We start from the raw sequence: 17791 nt of genomic DNA, 5'->3' as shown, positions 1-17791 counted from the left end.
ATCAATCTCTGTGATGCTGATTTTTCATTAGGATCGCGCAAGTGGGGCTAACAATAATGTCGCACTAAATTATCGCGTTTTTGGAATAAAAGGGGGATGAAGGAGACTATTATAACTCGCTCAACGTAAGTGAGGACTTTGAGGGAGTTTGAGCGTTCTCCTACGTTTTTTTTAACGCGTTGCACACGTTAGAAATGTGAGGAAGGTGATTTCAGCGCGTCGCGCATACCTTTCTCTTCCCCCTTTTTTGATTATAGAACATTGCAAAGCATCATGTTTGTCGCTGTTAGCAGCATATGTTACCGTTTCACTATTTAGCGTAGTAGATACCTATTGCAACAAAGTATTCTCAATTGTTTATTGCCTGTTTTGAGCAGGTAAGCCGTAAACATCTTATTTAGAGGGATTTATCGACGCCTTTGTGTTAGTGCAGCAGGCTTGGCTTTTAGATAACCTGATTTTTTTCATCTATCCATTCATAACAAAAGGTGCAATACCGTGAAATCCTTACGCACAGAGGATGACTCTTTTTGGAATAGGTTTAATGAACCCAATCCAGACCAACTTCATTTAGTTGAAGTCAACGAGTTTCTCCCCCATATCGGGAAATGGACAAACTTTGGAGGAGGAATTCTGCTAACTATTTTTGTGGCAGGAGTGAGTCTTACATCGGTTCTCAATTACAACGTCACGGTTAAAGCCCCTGCAAGCATCCGACCTGTTGGAGAACAACGAATTGTCCAGTCTGCGATGAACGGAACCATTCAAAAGATCGATGTTCAAGAAAATCAGGTGGTAACTAAAGGACAAGCTATTGCTTACATTGATGATTCTCAACTCCAGACTCAAAAGAGTCAATTAGAAAGCAGTATTCAGCAGAGTCAATTACAACTAAATCAAATTGATGCTCAACTCGGTCAAATGAATGTCCAGATTGCGGCTCAGACAAACTTAATTAACCGCACAATTATGGCTGCACAAGCTGAGTTAGGTGGTATTCAACGCAACTATCAAGATCAGCAAATTAAAGCTACAGCTGATATGACAAAAGCACAATCAGCTTTGACCTTAGCGAAGCTGCAAAAAGAGCGATTACTGCGAGAAAAAGTCTTAACAGCAACGGTTCAAGAGGCGGAAGCAGCTTTGAAATTAACTCGGCTACAAAGAGAGCGATTGCAGCCGATAGTGGCATCGGGAGCAGTTCCTCGCAATCTGTTTGAGGAAAAAGAACAAGCGGTTAAGTCTGCTGAGGCGAAGCTAGAAGAAGCTAAAGCTAACGCTAAAAATCTCATGGAGGAAAAAGAATACGCTTTTAAGGTTGCACAAACGGACTTAGAAAAGGCTAGAACCGCGATCAATCCTAGTAATGCTGTTGTAACGGTGGCATCTGAACGGATTAAGCAGGAACAAGCAAAAGGTGAAGCGACCTTAGCCGCTTTGAACAAAGAAAGAGAGACTCTTTTACAGCAGCGCCTTGAATTGCAAAAGCAACTCGATCGCAGTGGTCAAGAACTACAACAAGTAAAAACCGATCTAAATAAAAGTGTAATTCGATCGCCAATCGCCGGAACCCTGCTGCAATTGAATCTTCGCAACCCAGGACAGGTAGTACAACCCAGTGAAGCGATCGCTCAGATTGCTCCCCTCAAAGCTCCTTTGTTAATTAAAACTCGTGTGCAGGCTCAAGATATTGACAAGGTGAAAGCGGGTCAAAAAGTCCAAATGCAGGTTTCTGCTTGTCCCTATCCAGACTATGGGACTCTCCAAGGAACCGTCGAAACAGTTGCACCAGATGCTCTACCAACTTTAAAAAACAACGTAGATCAGAACGTGGCGCAGGTACTCGCTTATCAGGTAACTATTCAACCGCAAAAACCATATTTGGGTAGAGGCGATCGCCAGTGTCATCTAAAGTCGGGGATGGAAGGTAGAGCAGATATTATTTCCCGCCAAGAAACGGTACTTCATTTCATTCTCAGAAAAGCCCGATTAATCGCGGATTTTTAATTCAAAATTGCTCTGCTAACTTTGTGTACCAATTTTAAAGGTCGGTAAATATGTTTAATCTATTTAAATTCCGTAAAAATTATCAGTGTGTTTCCCAGTTGAGTGAAGAAGACTGTGGAGCAGCTTGTCTAGCTTCGATTTCCAAACATTACGGGCATTTTTTAAGCATCAATCGCAGCCGAGAAGCAGTAGGGACTGGACAGCTAGGAACAACTTTGCTGGGTCTAAAACGCGGGTCTGAGAATCTGGGTTTCAATGCTAGAGCAGTTAAAGCTTCACCTGCGATCGTAGACAGAATCACAGAAATAAACTTACCAGCAATTATTCATTGGCAGGGCCACCACTGGGTTGTTTTGTACGACAAACGGGGTAAAAAATATGTTATTGCCGATCCAGGTGTAGGTATCCGTTATATCAATCGAGAAGAGTTAACAGCAGCCTGGAATGGCGTGATGCTCTTACTAGAGCCAGATCCAGATCGCTTTTTTAAGCAGCCCAAAGAAAAAGCAAAAGCTGGCTTAGGGCGCTTTTTAATGCGGATCTTGCCTTATGGGGGATTGCTGAGTCAAGTTTTGATGATCAATATTGTCCTGGGTGTGCTCGCTCTCAGTAGCCCAATCCTCATCCAACTGCTGACAGATGATGTTCTTGTGCGCGGCGATACCCAGTTACTCACTGTTGTGGTTCTGGCTGTTATCGTCATGAGCTTATTCAGCAGTGGTCTGCAAGCATTGCAATCCATCATGATTGCTCATTTTGGTCAACGGCTACAATTAGGGCTAGTCTTGGAGTTTGGGCGAAAAATTCTCCAATTACCTTTAAATTACTATGAAGCTCGCCGTAGTGGCGAAATCATCAGCCGACTGCGAGATATCAACGAAATCAACCAGTTGGTATCACAGATTGTAGTTCTTTTACCAAGTCAATTTTTCATTGCCATAGTTTCTTTCTGCTTCATGCTGTTTTATAGCTGGCGGTTGACGCTAGTAGTCATTTTCATTATCTTCTTAATGACTCTATCTACTCTGCCTTTCTTGCCCATTCTCCAGCAAAAGACCCGCAGTCTCTTGGTCTTGGGGTCAGAAAATCAAGGCGTTTTAGTAGAAACCTTTAAGGGCGCACAGGTAGTCAAAACCACAAACGCCGCTCCCCAATTCTGGGATGAACTTCAAAGTCGTTTTGGTCGCCTAGCCAATCTCACTTACAGTACTATCCAAATTGGAATTATTAACGGTACTGTTGCGAGACTCATTTCCAGTATTGGCGGCATCATCATACTTGGGCTAGGGAGCATTCTGGTAATTCAAGGCGAATTAAGCATAGGTCAAATGCTAGCTTTTAATATTTTACAGGTTAACGTTTTGGCTTTAATTAACTCGTTAGTTGGTTTAATAGATGAATATATTCACTCCCAAACAGCAATCTCTCGCCTTTTGGAAGTTATTGATGCTACACCAGAAGTAGTCGGTAGCGGTCAAAAGCCGACTGCACAAATCTCTGAGAATGCAGATATTCGTTGTTCCCATCTCCAATTTCACCATGCTGGCAGAGTTGATTTAATAGAAAATTTTTCTCTCAAGTTACCTGGAGGGAAGGTGATTGCTTTGATTGGTGAGTCTGGTTGTGGTAAAAGTACTTTAGCAAAATTGCTCGCAGGCTTGTATCAACCAAACTCTGGTAATATCCGTATTGGTTTTTTTAACATCCAAGACCTTTCCCTGGATTGCCTGCGACAACAAGTAATTTATGTACCCCAAGAACCTCACTTTTGGAGTCGTTCAATTTTGGATAATTTCCGCTTAGGAATGCCTTATATTTCCTTTGAGGAAATTGTCAAAGCTTGTCAGATTGCTGATGCAGACGGCTTTATCAGTCAACTTCCGAATAATTATCAAACTGTTTTAGGGGAATTTGGGGCAAATCTTTCTGGTGGGCAAAGACAACGATTAGCGATCGCCAGAGGCATCCTTACTAATCCACCTGTACTGATTTTAGACGAAGCAACTGCCGGACTTGATCCGGTAAGCGAATCCCACGTGCTAGATCGGCTCTTGGAATACCGAAAAGACAAAACCACAATTTTGATTACCCATCGTCCCAGCGTCATCAATCGCGCTGATTGGATCGTGCTACTAGATAAAGGTCAAGTGAAACTACAAGGGACTTTAGAAACTTTTCTATCTCAACAAGGAGAGCATTTAAAGTTTCTATCACTATGAAAATTTTGCTCAGTGTGAGGAGATAACACCATGTCTGAAAATTCTAAATTCAACAATCCTGAGTTATTTAGGTATCTGTCTGAAGAAGAACAAGAAAGCCTAACTGCTGGACAAAGTATAAATTACCCAAGTGAAGGGAATTTTTTCTTCCAAAAAACTAATATCCAAAGCACGGCGGACAGCACATTAAATCTTGGAGGTGGTGATGTCTCTTCACAAAACACCAGATATAATTTTTCACAGATTACCATAGGTTCTTCTATAAAAGTTGGGTTGCCAATTTTTAGCCAAGATGGAAATAGATGGCAGATTTTTATAAGTAAAATTTTAAATAATCTATTTTCATAATTGTAGCTTTTTGAATTTAAAATTTGATTTGTGATAATTGCAAGTCACATCTCCCCGGCTTTTTTGACAAGTCGGGGATTTTGTTGTTCATAAACTATTCATTATTGCTATATATACACATATATTAATAGAGGTAAACAAATATCAAGCTTTATAAGCTCAAGCAAAACTATTAAGCAAAAAAAATTCTGAAAGTAATAACCATTCAAAAAGTTATAAATCAGTAATTTTGTTCACATAATAAAAGCTAGAATTTTTGTAGCGCAATTATTAAAAATCATTCAACCTGGGATAGGATTAAATATAAATCAAAAGCTATATATTTTAGTTTTATCTTTCTAACTTTAGGATAGTTGAATATTTTTATACTCTAGTTATAAATAAAAGTATAGATATTACAACTCTGTTTTTCATGCATAGTTTGTAAAATCTATATATTAGTAAGTGAGGTTAAAAAATTATGTCGATTCAAGCCATCAAACCTGGTTTAATTGTGGATTTATCTACAGAAGAATAACAGCTTCTATCTGGAGGAAAAACTGGACGTATTAAAGCTACAGGTACTTTGAAATCCGGTGACAAGAGTTTTCCTGTTACACTTTCCGGCAAGGTTACAGGTCTGCCTGATCTCGAGGATAAAGAAAATGGAGGAAATGGAGGAAATGGAGGAAATGGAGAAGATGTTAAGTAATGATTGCAGAATAAGACTCATATAACTTCCTCAATATCAATCATATTTTGAGATAAATTGGCAGTCTCTTATGTTTTATTAAGGCGCTAAATTAGCAGACCAGAGACAAGCAAGGAAACTGCTAGGATTAGTGTTTACCTTTCTGTTACCCTATCGCTCCAGATGCAAGTAGTTTTGACTACTTGACGAGTAACTTTTTTGGGAAAAACTCAATACAAGGTTTTAGCCATGATTTTGCATCCATGAAGATATTATGTCATCATGGATGCTTACCTATGTTTAACAATAGCCATAACTAATCATTACGCACTCTTAATAAATTAGTAATCTTCAATTTATAATTTTCATAAATCAAATAGAATTGCTAGAAATACAGCTTATTAATTTATAACTTTAGGATAGTTTAATCATGCAAAAGAATATATATAACTAAAAGTATAAGTATTACTCACCTGAGTTTTTCGTAATCATGTGCGTAAGGCTTATGTACAAAAGTGAGGCAAACAATTATGTCAGATCAAATTATCATGTCTGATTTGCTTGTAGAGTTATCGACAGAGGAACAGCAGCTTCTATCTGGAGGAAAAGAATACCCTATTGAGGAACTTGAAGGGTTTGTTATTTATGGTGACAAAAAACGTCCTGTCAAACTTAAGGGTACTATTGACCTACCCAAACCCAAAAAGTAAACTTTGCAATTAGTGAGTAGGGGAAGGAGAAAACTCATATAAATTTCTCAATATCAATCAGATTTTGAGATAGTTTGGTAGTCTCTTATGTTCTGTTAACTAGACAAGCAAGGAGATTGTGAGGATTAGTGTTTATCTTTCTGTTCCCCTATTGCTCCATATCCAAATAGTTTTGATCGCTTTACGAGCACATTTTTTCCGGGAGAAATTCAAGACAAGGCTTTAGCCGTGATTTTGCATCCATGAAGATATTATGTCATCATGGATGCTTACCTATGTTTAACAATAGCCATAACTAATCATTACGCACTCTTAATAAATTAGTAATCTTCAATTTGGAATTTTCATAAATCAAATAGAATTGCTAGAAATACAGCTTATTAATTTATAACTTTAGGATAGTTTAATCATGCAAAAGAATATATATAAGTAAAAGCATAAGTATTACTCACCTGAGTTTTTCGTAATCATGTGCGTAAGACTTATGTACAAAAGTGAGGCTCTGTACAAAAGTGAGGCAAACAATTATGTCAGATCAAAACATTACACCTGATTTGCTTGTGGAGCTATCGACAGAAGAACAGCAGCTTCTATCTGGAGGATACGGTGATTACGGTGGCGGATACGGTGATTACGGTGGCGGCTACGGCGGCTATGGACGCGGCTATGGACGCGGCTACGGACGCGGCTACTGTTGATACTAAGTTAGCAAAGCCTAAGCACTGAGTGATTCCTGCATTTAAAGTTTGCACTTAGTGGGGAAAGTAGAAGACTCACATAACTTGCTCAAGATAAATCAAGTTATGAGAGAGTTTGAGCCATCCCCCATATTCTCTTAATGCATGACATCAACTGACTAGACCCAAGAAAGATAGATGCTAACAATAGCATCTATCTTTCTATTTTCCCTTTAACTCAATACAGTTCAGTTAAGCATTTCTTTCTTCCCTTTTTTCTCTTTCTTCTCTTCCTTTGCGCCCTACCCTTCTCCTTCGGAGACGCTACGCGAACGGGAAGCCACTTCTCTACGAGACGCTCCGCGAACGTGTCTATGCGTCCTTCTCTAACGAGACGCTCTTGCTAGCTTGCTTCTCCGTAGGAGTATGCGGTTCGTTAAAAAATTGATTTTGTTTGACAAAGAGTTAAGCCTTAACCCAAGGTATTGCCCTTTAACTTATTACAAGGGAAGAATCAATTTCTAATATGCATTCTGAAAATTTTTGGTTAACTGGATGCAAATTATGCCTCTAATTTTGTCGAGTCTATTACCGCTTTTCGCTCCCAAATCCAATCGAGTAAAATCGGATTGACTAACTCCGGTGCTTCATCCTGGGGACAATGCCCTACTCCCTCTAAAGGAATAAACTTTTGTACCTGCGGGAAGTTAGCTAATTCTCTCCCTAACTTAATTGGTTCCCACGGATCAGCCGTTCCCCACAAAATAATCGCCGGACAGGGTAGTAGTGGTAAAAGGTCTTCTGGTAAGGGGCCTGTAGAATAAGAAGTAAAGGCTAGAAATACAGCCCCAGCACCAGGATCGCTTGCTGGTGAAGTGAGAATATCTACCAACTCATCTGTCACCATCTCAGCATTCATATAAGCTTGCAGCAGAATTTTCCGCACTGTTTTCGGTTTGGCGAGTTGATTGAAAAAGAAATCACCAACTGGTTTGATAGATAACAGGCGTTGCAGTAAAGGCGCTCCGACACGACGAGTCCAAGGTAAAGTTACCCGTTTGCGATCGTGTAACAGCCTTAAAGAACAGTTGAGCAAAGCAACTCCCAAGGCAATATCTGGGTTGCCAACCGCTGCTTGCATAGCTACAATACAGCCAATAGAATTTCCGACTAAAAAAGCTGGCTCACCGACAACTTCACGGCAAAAATCTGCTACTTGCTGTCCCCAAGTTTCTAGTGTGTAGGCAATTTGTTCACCAGGTTGAGGTTTTGCGGAAGCGCCAAAACCAATCAAATCGATAGCATAAACACGGCAATTTTCCGCTAATACGGGAATATTTTTCCGCCAGTGCCACCAAGAAGCGCCAAATCCATGCACCAGAACAACAGCTGGCCCAGTGGTTCCTTGGGTTTGATAGCAAATCGGGAAATCTTGCCAAATCCAGGTTTTTGTAGAGGTAAGTGCTGTTTTTGAACTTGAGGTTGTCATGGGAATTTTGATGAAAACAAGGGTAAAAGCCTTTTAGTAGGAAGGCGCAAGTAAAATTGTTTTGAATTTGAATAAAATTTATCAGATTTTAAAAATAAATTTTTTGCTCTAGTGATAGCCTATACATATACCACAGAAGCTTCTAGGCTGATAACACTAGCATTAAACTGATAGTTTTATCCAGTATAAAGAGTTTTCATCTTGTTGATAGAGGTAATTTACTCACAACTTAGATTATGTCAGTATTAGGAATCATAACTTCTCTAATGTGAGTAATCTTTTCCCTATTTTTTAGATGTGAGTGAATTAGCATCAGTGGTAGATTCAGTAGTTTCACAATTTACGATAGCCAATTTGGTCTATAAGATTGTCGAATATGAGGCATCGGCTAAGGGGTGGTTTGCAACTGGAAACTGACGCTGAATTTAATAATATTTTTCTTGTTCCTAGTTCTGCGAGTCAGAAAACATGAATCTACTAGAAACAATTGATACTCCTGTTGGGAGTTATGCACCAGACTTTGAACTGCCAGGAATTGATGGTCAAGTACACCATCTTAGGCGTTATCTTGAGAAATTCCGAGCAGTTGGCGTCATTTCCATGTGTAACCACTGTCCTTATGTAGAGTGGTATATAGGCAAGCTAAAAAACATTCAAGCCGAATTTGCCCCAAAAAGCTTCACACTAATTGGCATGAATGGTAGTGATGGCGATCGCGAAACTCGGTCAAGCTTTGAAAATATGAAAGCTTTTGCCCTGCGCCACCATTTGAATTTCCCCTACTTGTGGGACTCGACGCAAGATGTTACCCGCAGTTTTGGCGCGACAAAAACACCAATGGCCTTTCTAATAGATGCTAATGGTATAGTTCGCTACAAAGGTAGAATTGACAATTATCGCCAAGACTCATCATCAGTAGAAGAGGATTATTTGAGAACTGCGATCGCTTCTCTGTTTAAAGGTCAAGAAATAGATGTACCACAAACAGAACCAATAGGTACTACATTGATTTGGCGTAACTAGACATAGATAGTCCCTGTAACTGTTATCTTAAATTGGAGGCAATTGCAACTTTTTTGATAAAGCGGAACTTCATGGGAACGAATTACCGACGGGTTTTACTCAAACTGAGCGGTGAAGCCTTAATGGGCAACATGGGCTATGGCATTGATCCAGAAGTGGTCAAAGGAATAGCTGAGGAAGTAGCAGAGGTGATAGCCACTGGCGTTCAAATGGCCATCGTTGTTGGCGGCGGCAATATTTTTCGTGGCGTCAAAGCGGCGTCAGCGGGGATGGACAGGGCAACCGCTGACTACATAGGGATGATTGCCACGGTAATGAACGCCATGACGCTGCAAGATTCGCTGGAACGTATAGGGGTACAAACGCGGGTGCAAACTGCGATCGCGATGCAAGAATTAGCGGAACCGTATATCCGTCGTCGTGCCATCCGTCATCTTGAAAAAGGACGGGTGGTAATTTTTGGTGCGGGTTCAGGAAATCCCTTCTTTACTACAGATACTACTGCGGCATTAAGAGCCGCAGAAATTGATGCGGAAGTGATTTTTAAAGCTACCAAAGTAGACGGCGTGTATGATGCCGATCCTCAGATTCATCCTGACGCCAAGCGTTACAATAGCCTCACCTACGCACACGTTTTAGCCAAAGATTTGCGGGTGATGGATAGTACTGCGATCGCCTTGTGTAAAGAAAATAATATCCCAATTCTGGTATTTGACTTAACGGTGCGAGGTAACATCCACCGAGCAGTCTTGGGAGAATCCATCGGTACCCTTGTGGGAGGTTCTTGTGATATTAGCTGACGCGAAAAGTAAGATGCAAAGTTCTGTTGAGTCAACTCAACGAGCTTTTAACACGATTCGCACTGGTCGCGCCAATGCGAGTCTATTAGATAAGGTATTAGTGGACTATTACGGTTCGCCTACGCCCTTAAAATCACTGGCAAATATTAGCACGCCAGATGCCTCGACAATTCTGATTCAGCCCTATGAGCGCAACACGCTCAACATCGTTGAGAAGGCTATTTCCCTCTCAGATGTGGGTTTAACACCCAGTAACGACGGTTCTGTAATTCGGCTGAATATTCCGCCTTTAACGAGCGATCGCCGTAAAGAATTCGTCAAAATGGCATCTAAGTATGCTGAAGAGGGTCGTGTTGCTATTCGCAACATCCGCCGCGATGCCATAGACGCGATTCGGAAACAGGAGAAAGCCTCTGAAATCTCCAAAGATGAATCAAAAGACCAACAAGATAGCTTGCAAAAACTGACAAACGAGTACACTGCCAAAATAGACTCACTATTGGCAGAAAAAGAAAAAGACATCACGACTGTTTAAAGTCTAAAGTCTGAAGTATAGAGGCTGAAGGATGATGGATAAATTCTTCAGCCTTTATCATTTCTGAGGTATCAAACAAAAATTGATCGAGTATCTCAATAGAAAATAAACTAATTGAGGAGCAAAAATTCAGCCTTATGTACGACTGCATCATCGTCGGCGCTGGGCCAGCTGGTGGAACAGCTGCATATCATTTAGCCAAACAAGGTCGCTCAGTATTAATATTAGAAAAAGAATCCCTGCCAAGATATAAACCTTGTGGCGGTGGTGTATCTCCAGCGATCGCTCAATGGTTTGACTTTGATTTTAGCCCAGCGATTTCTGTAAAAGCCGACTCCCTTCGCTTTACCTGGAATTTGGGCGACCCCGTGGAAGCGAAAATTGCCACTAAAGAGCCAGTCTGGATGGTGCGACGAGATATTTTTGACCATTTCCTAGTGCAGCAAGGACAGAAGCATGGGGCTGAACTACGAGATAATACGGAAGTAACGGGTATTGAGTTTCAAAGTGACTATTGGCAAGTTAACACAGCCAATGGCCCAGTTACAGGTCGCTACTTAATCGCGGCTGATGGTGTCAAAGGTCCAATGGCAAAATGGCTAGGCTTTAAAGACCGGAAACGCCGTTTAGCAGGAGCTTTGGAAGCAGAAGTTGCCGCAACTGTGAAGGATAAATCTACAATTCACTTCGAGTTTGGGTTGGTGAAAAACGGCTACATTTGGAACTTCCCGAAGGCGGACGGTTATTCCATTGGTGTCGGTACATTTGTCGGCGGCAAACCCCAGGATTTTAAGAAGATTTTAGATGAGTATGCGCGCTCGTTTAATGTAGATATCAAAACTAGCAAGCAGTATGGTTATCCCCTTTGCTTATGGGATGGGAAACAAAAGTTGCATACCCAAAATGCGGTTTTGGCTGGGGAAGCTGCTTGTGTAGTCGATCCCATGACAGCAGAAGGCATTCGTCCGTCAATTTTTAGCGGTTTGATTGCAGCAGGAGCCATAAATGAGGCACTTTCTGGTGATACAAACGCTTTAGAAAAATATAGCGAAGCCATTAATGAAGAATGGGGTACTGAGATGGCTTGGGCGCAAAAATTAGCTGGAGCATTCTATCGCTTTCCTGGCATTGGCTACAAAGTTGGTGTTAAGCGCCCCTCCGGTGCCAAAATCATGGGCAAGATTATGTGTGGAGAACTGCGCTATGGCGACGTTGCCGGTCGTGCCCTCAAGCGTTTAATTCCTGGTTTTGGAGGTTAAATATTAGGGATTGGGTAACGAATCTCTAGCAGACGAGTGCTAGAGATTCGTTACCTACCCCATCAAGCCAAGAAATAGAATCGCGACTGTTTGATAAGTTATATCTAGGCATTTCTCAATATGGCAATATGGCAATTTACTTGACAAAATGGCTGTCTGTGTTCGCTAGTATTCTTGCTCTTGTCCTCTTTCTGCCGGGAATTGCCTTAGCTGCACCCGTTCAAATCAATACTACTTCTGGTGTTATTTTCGCCCAAACTACCAAAACTGCAAACTATTCCACCTCGTCGGACATTAACCTGACTCCTTTACAACGCCAAGAACTCCAAGCTGTGCGTCAGAGAAGAAACAGGGAAATTGAGGCAGTGTTAAGCACATCGCAACGTGCCCAACTTAATCACAACCTCCGCGCTGGTAATAATATCAAGCAAGCCCTAGAAAAACTAAATTTGCAACCAGAACAGCAAGATTTAGTAAAGGCGATCGTGCAATTTACTAACTTGAAAATGAAAGCTATTTCATCTAGGCATTTGCTAAAAATAGGACATAATTAAAGGCTTAAAATAAGCGATCGCCTAATAATTTTTTAGTAGCGATCGCAAGCAATTTTTATTTTAGCTGTCTCATACCAATTTTATCAAAGAATACGGCAGATCGTGAATATGAGTTTAATGCAGTAAAACCAAATAAATTTAGATTTATAGAATTTTTTTTGCAGAACAAAATTCAATCTACTAGATACTAATTGCCCCTTTTGAATAAAAAGAGATATAAATGGGTATTGTAGCTGAACTTAAGCAAATATCACCTTTAATGTTAGATAATTTTCAAAGAGATTCATCTCTATTGGATATATTTTTTAGTGTTAAGTATTTGCCTGAGTCTCACTTTTGGGAAGAAGCTATTTATATATCAGGCAACTCACGGCTGAGTATACAGAAAGATTCAGAGGATAAATTTAAAAAATTTCAGTGGGCAGATAACCAACAAAGAGAAAATACAAAAGCAGAGTTTTTGAGGGAGTGGCAAATTTCAGAATTATCTTTAGGAAAATCGTGGCATGAACTGCATTTTTTACTAACCGGATACACACATACAGATAAATTATCTTTTTTAGTAAGTGAAAATTCTCTAAATAACTTACCCAAAATTCCATTGAATAATTGGAGTTTTTTTAAACTAGTTCATAAAATTATAAATAATCAACGGCACGTAGAACAGTACACGATTCCTACGTTAGATATAGATAATTTACCCTTGGTAAATGCCATTCGGGGTGGCACAGAAATAGGAAATAAAGAAGGTTATGGTAAACACAGATATTTAACACCTGATGAAGTGAGGCAAGTAGCTAAAGCTTTATCGGAACTTTCAGAAAATGGCTTTATAGCAAGGTATAAGCAAGAAGAAATTAAACAAGAACGAGTGAGTATCATAGATTGGTCAGAGGCGGAGACAATAGACTACTTAACAGAATACTACAAAGAAATAGCTGCTTACTACATAGAAGCAACTAATTTGGGAAATGCTATGTTACTTTATTTAACTTAGTTATTTTAATTATTAATGCGATGTACAACTTATTCTTAGAATCCCATCCCACTTCTACTATTCTTCTAACCCACAGTCCGAGAGGCTTAGGGAAACAGTTGATTAATCGTGACTTCAATTTCTGGAAAAGCAATCAACGATAACGTTGCATCCTCCTGCAAAATAAATTCAAAATTATAGCCTTCCAAACCCGGTTCGCGGAAAACATAAACCTGACGCTGATTCACATCCAAAATCCAGTAGTCAGTAATTCCTGCTTTAGCATAAAGAGGCGCTTTTTGTTTACGATCTGTTTCTAGTGTTGTATCCGCTACCTCAATGAGTAAAAATATTTCATTCGGCGCAGGATGATGATCAATGTACTTTCGCGCATCAATCTGGACAACAGAGATATCTGGCTCAGGTTCCGAATATTGGCTTAACTGAATGGGATCTTGTACCCGAACTAGAGCAACTTCTGCTAGCAGCCGCTTGAGATAATCAGACGCGCACAGCGTTGTTGCTGCGTGAGGAGGATTTTTCGCACTCATCGGGATAACTTGCCCATCAATCAGTTCTACTCGTTCATTCTCTGTAATAATGCCCGTCTCCAGCATCCGGTGATATTCGTTTACAGTCCACAAGCGCACTCTAGTTTGTGTCATTGTATATTTCCTGTGGCGATGCCTGCGGTGGTCACTGACTTGTACTGAGCGCAGTCGAAGTAGCTTTGTACACTTCTCTACGAGACGCTCCGCGAACGTGGAAGCAAGCTACGCACATCACTTTTAGACGATTATCTCTTACTCTCAACTTTGGCAGCATCTATAATTAATCTTGCCCTATTTAGTTCGTTACCATGTCGGAAGAAGATATCCGAGCCGCCAGGCTGGAGAAAGTAGAACAGCTCAAGCAGCTAGGGACTAATCCCTATGCCTATCGTTGGGAATCTACCCATCATGCAGCGCAGTTGCAAGAAAAGTTTACCGATTTACCCAGCGGTGAAGAAGTTGATTTAGAAGTTGCCATAGCCGGACGCATTATGGCACGTCGCGTTTTCGGCAAATTGGCTTTCTTCACCTTGCAAGATGAAACCGGTACAATTCAGCTTTATCTGGATAAAAATCGCATCCAAGAAAGCATGGCAGATATTGATGCCGATGCCTTCAATCACCTGAAGCAACTTACAGATGCAGGCGACATTCTAGGAGCCAAAGGTACTATTAAACGGACTGAAAAGGGCGAGTTATCTGTCTACGTTAAACAATATACTATCCTTACCAAATCCCTTTTGCCCCTACCCGACAAGTGGCATGGATTAACGGATGTTGCCAAGCGCTACCGTCAGCGCTACGTTGACTTGATTGTAAACCCGGAAGTGCGGCAAACTTTCCGCCGTCGCGCCCAAATTACTGCCGGTATTCGTCGTTATTTAGAAGAACGGGATTTTCTGGAAATTGAAACGCCAGTTTTGCAAAGTGAGACTGGGGGTGCAGATGCACGTCCATTTATCACTTACCACAACACCTTAGAAATGGAGTTGTATCTGCGAATTGCCACAGAACTTCATCTCAAACGGTTGATTGTGGGTGGTTTTGAAAAGGTGTTTGAATTGGGGCGGGTTTTCCGCAATGAGGGAATTTCGACTCGACACAATCCCGAATTTACGACGATTGAAGTTTACCAAGCCTACGCCGACTACAACGATATGATGGCGCTGACAGAAGGGATTATTACCACTGTCGCCCAAGAGGTACTCGGCACATTGCAAATCACCTACCAAGGGGAACCTATAGATTTGACACCACCTTGGCGGCGGGTGACAATGCACGATTTAGTTAAAGAATTTACAGGCTTGGATTTTAATTCGTTCCAAAGTTTGGAAGAAGCAAAAACAGCAAGTAAAAATGCTGCTATTCCTGGTATAGATGAAGCCCAATCAATTGGTAAGTTACTAAATTTAGCCTTTGAAGAGAAGGTAGAAGCCAATTTAATTCAACCTACCTTTGTAATTGATTACCCTGTAGAAATTTCGCCCTTAGCAAAACCTCACCGTTCTGTGCCTGGTTTGGTGGAAAGATTTGAGTTATTTATAGTTGGGCGAGAAACTGGGAATAGCTTTTCAGAACTTACCGATCCTATCGATCAAAGAGAACGCTTAGAAGCTCAAGCGGCGCGGAAAGCTGCTGGCGACTTAGAAGCCCAAGGTGTAGATGAAGACTTTCTGACAGCTTTGGAATACGGGATGCCGCCTACAGGTGGTTTAGGGATTGGGATTGATCGGTTAGTGATGTTATTAACCGATTGTGCCAGTATTCGGGATGCGATCGCTTTCCCCTTACTCAAACCTCCCAGCAGCCTGATTAAAGAATTTCGTTATGATCCAACAACTCAAACACTAACTATTGAATTTGACAGTGGAAGTGTTTATGAGTATTTCAAAGTACCCCTTAGTGTAAAGGAAGGCTTAGAAAATGCACCGTCTGATGGTCAATACTTTAACAAGTTTATTAAAGGGAAATTTAAGTTTGAACAATTGAGTTGAGTTAGTAAAGGTAAATGGGGCGATGACTTGCCCTATTCATCAACTTGATTGGGATTTGCTGAAAGTTTCGCCTGGAGTGTCTCTCGTTCCCATGCAGAGCATGGGAATGGGGGAATGGCTGATTAGAGGCTCTGCCTCCAATCAGACATTGAGTCAGCAGCCAGATGAATGCATTCTCATGCGGAGCATAGGAACGAGGAAAGGTTTGTATCTTAACCAAACAAGGATTTTAGGACTTGTGTGTACACCGTAGACTAGAGAAGGAGGAGAATTCAAAGCCTCTCAAGAGCAGGAGCGAAAAGTCTGAGTGTGGACTTGTCTCCTCTTCTCCCTAATCCCCCAATTCCTACACCACTACCTTTTCTAGGATCAGCTTAGAACGCTTGACTTGCTCAGGAATCGTTACAGGATAATCTCCGGTGAAGCAGGCAGAACAGAAACTATTGGTGTCTTCTCGTGTGGCTTCTAACATTCCCTCCCAACTGAGATAAGCAAGGCTGTCTACTTCCAGTTGCTTGGCAATTTCTGCTACTGATTTGGTAGCAGCAATCAGCTGATCCTGAGAATCGGTATCGATGCCATAGAAGCAGGGATGAGTTACAGGCGGAGAAGAAATTCTCATGTGTACCTCTATTGCACCTGCGTCACGTAAGGTTTTGACTAGTTTACGACTGGTAGTACCCCGTACAATCGAGTCGTCTACAATAATTACTCGTTTACCTACCAGCACATCTTTGAGGGGGTTGAGTTTCATCCTCAGACCCGATTCCCGCATGGTTTGGGTTGGTTGAATGAAGGTTCGCCCAACATAGCGATTTTTAATCAGTCCTTCGCCGTAAGCGACACCAGAAGCTTGGGAAAATCCAATAGCAGCAGGTATACCAGAATCAGGAACACCAAAAACAATATCGGCATCTACAAAAGATTCTTTAGCTAATTGGTGTCCTAACCGCATTCGATAGCTGTACAAACTCTCGTTGTGCATAACGCTATCAGGACGGGCAAAGTAAATCATCTCAAAGATACACAATTTCCGCTCAGATTTTTGGCTCCAATGATAGGAAGCCAAACCTTCTTCAGTAATCCAAACTAATTCACCTGGTTCTACGTCTCGCAGGTATTCGGCTCCAATGATATCTAAACCACAAGTTTCCGAAGCCAAAACGTAACGGACTGGATTACCAGCCAAAGTGCCGATTACTAAGGGACGGATTCCATTAGGGTCACGGACACCCATAACGCCGACGGGAGTGCCAATAACTAAACTAAAGGCTCCTTGGCAACGTTGAAATGCCTGAATTCCACCTTCTAGCCAATCAGCGCCCGTATCTATGGCTTCTGCGATCGCAAAAGCGATCATTTCTGAGTCTGTTGTTGTGACTAAGTTACATTTATTCTCAAGCAACTCTTGACGTAGTTGCACAGTATTGACTAAATTACCATTGTGTGCAAGAGCTAATGAACCTAAACGGGTTTCTAGTACTGCGGGTTGGGCATTAACTTTGCGGCTAGAACCTGTGGTGGAATAGCGAGTATGACCAACAGCAAGACTACCGGGCAATTGATCCAAGACAGATTCATTGAAAACTTGAGACACCAAGCCCATATCTTTGTGGAGATGTACTTGTGTACCCTCAAAGGTGGCAATCCCAGCTGATTCTTGACCCCGATGCTGGAGGGCATACAATCCAAAGTAGGTCAGTTTAGCAACGTTTTCTCCTGGGGCGTAGATCCCAAAAACACCACAAGCTTCTTCTGGCTTGTCAGGCTGATTTTCATGACTATTGATTGGGTTGTTGGTCTGGTCGGGGTATTCATCCGAAGTGACAGAATGAATAGAAATCATGCTAGCTTTGCTCCTGGTGGGGGGGTCAAGTCACTGGGATTATGTAGATGGTCGAGGAGTTCTTAACAAATCTTTAACCATCCATTAAAACAGTACCGTAATTGTGTTCAGGGATGCTAATAGTTTTGAGTGA

At 41.3% G+C, this 17791-nt stretch carries 17 protein-coding genes; 14 read left to right on the top strand and 3 right to left on the bottom strand.

The features are described from left to right. Window positions 1-498 precede the first annotated feature (498 nt). From RM347_RS00700 to RM347_RS00675, 6 genes are all read left to right on the top strand, one after another. Window positions 499-2007 carry an HlyD family efflux transporter periplasmic adaptor subunit gene (locus RM347_RS00700; RefSeq protein ID WP_322722147.1) on the top strand — a complete coding sequence of 503 codons (1509 nt, stop codon included), beginning with the start codon at window positions 499-501 and terminating at the stop codon, window positions 2005-2007. A gap of 50 nt (window positions 2008-2057) precedes the next feature. Beyond that, entirely contained in the window at window positions 2058-4226 is a 2169-nt protein-coding gene (locus RM347_RS00695; RefSeq protein ID WP_322722146.1) for a peptidase domain-containing ABC transporter, read from the top strand. Window positions 4227-4256: 30 nt separating this feature from the next. Beyond that, window positions 4257-4574, top strand: coding sequence for a hypothetical protein (locus RM347_RS00690; protein ID WP_322722144.1), 318 nt, complete (start codon window positions 4257-4259; stop codon window positions 4572-4574). A gap of 565 nt (window positions 4575-5139) precedes the next feature. Then, a complete protein-coding gene (locus RM347_RS00685; protein WP_322722143.1) occupies window positions 5140-5265 on the top strand; it encodes a hypothetical protein in 126 nt (41 codons plus the stop codon). 509 nt (window positions 5266-5774) lie between these two features. Then, the gene (locus RM347_RS00680; RefSeq protein WP_322722141.1) at window positions 5775-5954 is read left to right on the top strand and encodes a hypothetical protein; all 180 of its coding nucleotides are present in this window, start codon (window positions 5775-5777) and stop codon (window positions 5952-5954) included. Window positions 5955-6481: 527 nt separating this feature from the next. Further along, window positions 6482-6652 (top strand): hypothetical protein, encoded by a 171-nt coding sequence (locus RM347_RS00675; RefSeq protein ID WP_322722140.1) that lies wholly within the window; start codon window positions 6482-6484, stop codon window positions 6650-6652. A gap of 541 nt (window positions 6653-7193) precedes the next feature. Here RM347_RS00675 and RM347_RS00670 read toward each other — a convergent pair. After that, a complete protein-coding gene (locus RM347_RS00670; RefSeq protein ID WP_322722139.1) occupies window positions 7194-8120 on the bottom strand; it encodes an alpha/beta fold hydrolase in 927 nt (308 codons plus the stop codon). 468 nt (window positions 8121-8588) lie between these two features. On the opposite strand from RM347_RS00670, the gene RM347_RS00665 reads away from it, so the two are divergent. The 6 genes from RM347_RS00665 to RM347_RS00640 all read left to right on the top strand — a co-directional run bounded on the left by RM347_RS00665 (window position 8589) and on the right by RM347_RS00640 (window position 13288). Continuing rightward, a complete protein-coding gene (locus RM347_RS00665; RefSeq protein WP_322722138.1) occupies window positions 8589-9143 on the top strand; it encodes a thioredoxin family protein in 555 nt (184 codons plus the stop codon). A 71-nt stretch (window positions 9144-9214) separates the two neighbouring features. Continuing rightward, a complete protein-coding gene (gene pyrH / locus RM347_RS00660; RefSeq protein ID WP_322722137.1) occupies window positions 9215-9943 on the top strand; it encodes a UMP kinase in 729 nt (242 codons plus the stop codon). Further along, window positions 9930-10478 (top strand): ribosome recycling factor, encoded by a 549-nt coding sequence (gene frr / locus RM347_RS00655; protein WP_322722135.1) that lies wholly within the window; start codon window positions 9930-9932, stop codon window positions 10476-10478. The genes pyrH and frr overlap by 14 nt, the downstream gene beginning before the upstream one ends. A gap of 137 nt (window positions 10479-10615) precedes the next feature. Then, entirely contained in the window at window positions 10616-11737 is a 1122-nt protein-coding gene (locus RM347_RS00650) for a geranylgeranyl reductase family protein (RefSeq protein ID WP_322722134.1), read from the top strand. 128 nt (window positions 11738-11865) lie between these two features. Further along, window positions 11866-12291: a hypothetical protein gene (locus RM347_RS00645; RefSeq protein WP_322722133.1), complete on the top strand. Its 426-nt coding sequence runs from the start codon at window positions 11866-11868 to the stop codon at window positions 12289-12291. A 220-nt stretch (window positions 12292-12511) separates the two neighbouring features. Continuing rightward, window positions 12512-13288, top strand: a complete 777-nt coding sequence (locus tag RM347_RS00640; RefSeq protein WP_322722131.1) for a DUF1877 family protein — start codon at window positions 12512-12514, stop codon at window positions 13286-13288. 86 nt (window positions 13289-13374) lie between these two features. Here RM347_RS00640 and RM347_RS00635 read toward each other — a convergent pair whose 3' ends face one another. After that, window positions 13375-13932: a Uma2 family endonuclease gene (locus RM347_RS00635; protein WP_322722129.1), complete on the bottom strand. Its 558-nt coding sequence runs from the start codon at window positions 13930-13932 to the stop codon at window positions 13375-13377. 194 nt (window positions 13933-14126) lie between these two features. Here RM347_RS00635 and lysS point away from each other — a divergent pair, with 194 nt between their 5' ends. Further along, window positions 14127-15812: a lysine--tRNA ligase gene (gene lysS, locus RM347_RS00630; RefSeq protein WP_322722128.1), complete on the top strand. Its 1686-nt coding sequence runs from the start codon at window positions 14127-14129 to the stop codon at window positions 15810-15812. Between the two features lie 22 nt (window positions 15813-15834). Continuing rightward, complete coding sequence (locus RM347_RS00625; protein WP_322722126.1) at window positions 15835-16065, top strand: hypothetical protein; 231 nt, start codon at window positions 15835-15837, stop codon at window positions 16063-16065. A gap of 93 nt (window positions 16066-16158) precedes the next feature. Here RM347_RS00625 and purF read toward each other — a convergent pair whose 3' ends face one another. Then, complete coding sequence (purF, locus tag RM347_RS00620; protein WP_322722125.1) at window positions 16159-17658, bottom strand: amidophosphoribosyltransferase; 1500 nt, start codon at window positions 17656-17658, stop codon at window positions 16159-16161. Between the last annotated feature and the right edge of the window lie 133 nt (window positions 17659-17791).

It is taken from the genome of Nostoc sp. ChiQUE02 (genome assembly GCF_034531305.2).
GTDB lineage: Bacteria > Cyanobacteriota > Cyanobacteriia > Cyanobacteriales > Nostocaceae > Nostoc.
Note: the sequence above shows the minus strand (reverse complement) of the source record. Positions and strands in the feature narration are given on the sequence as shown.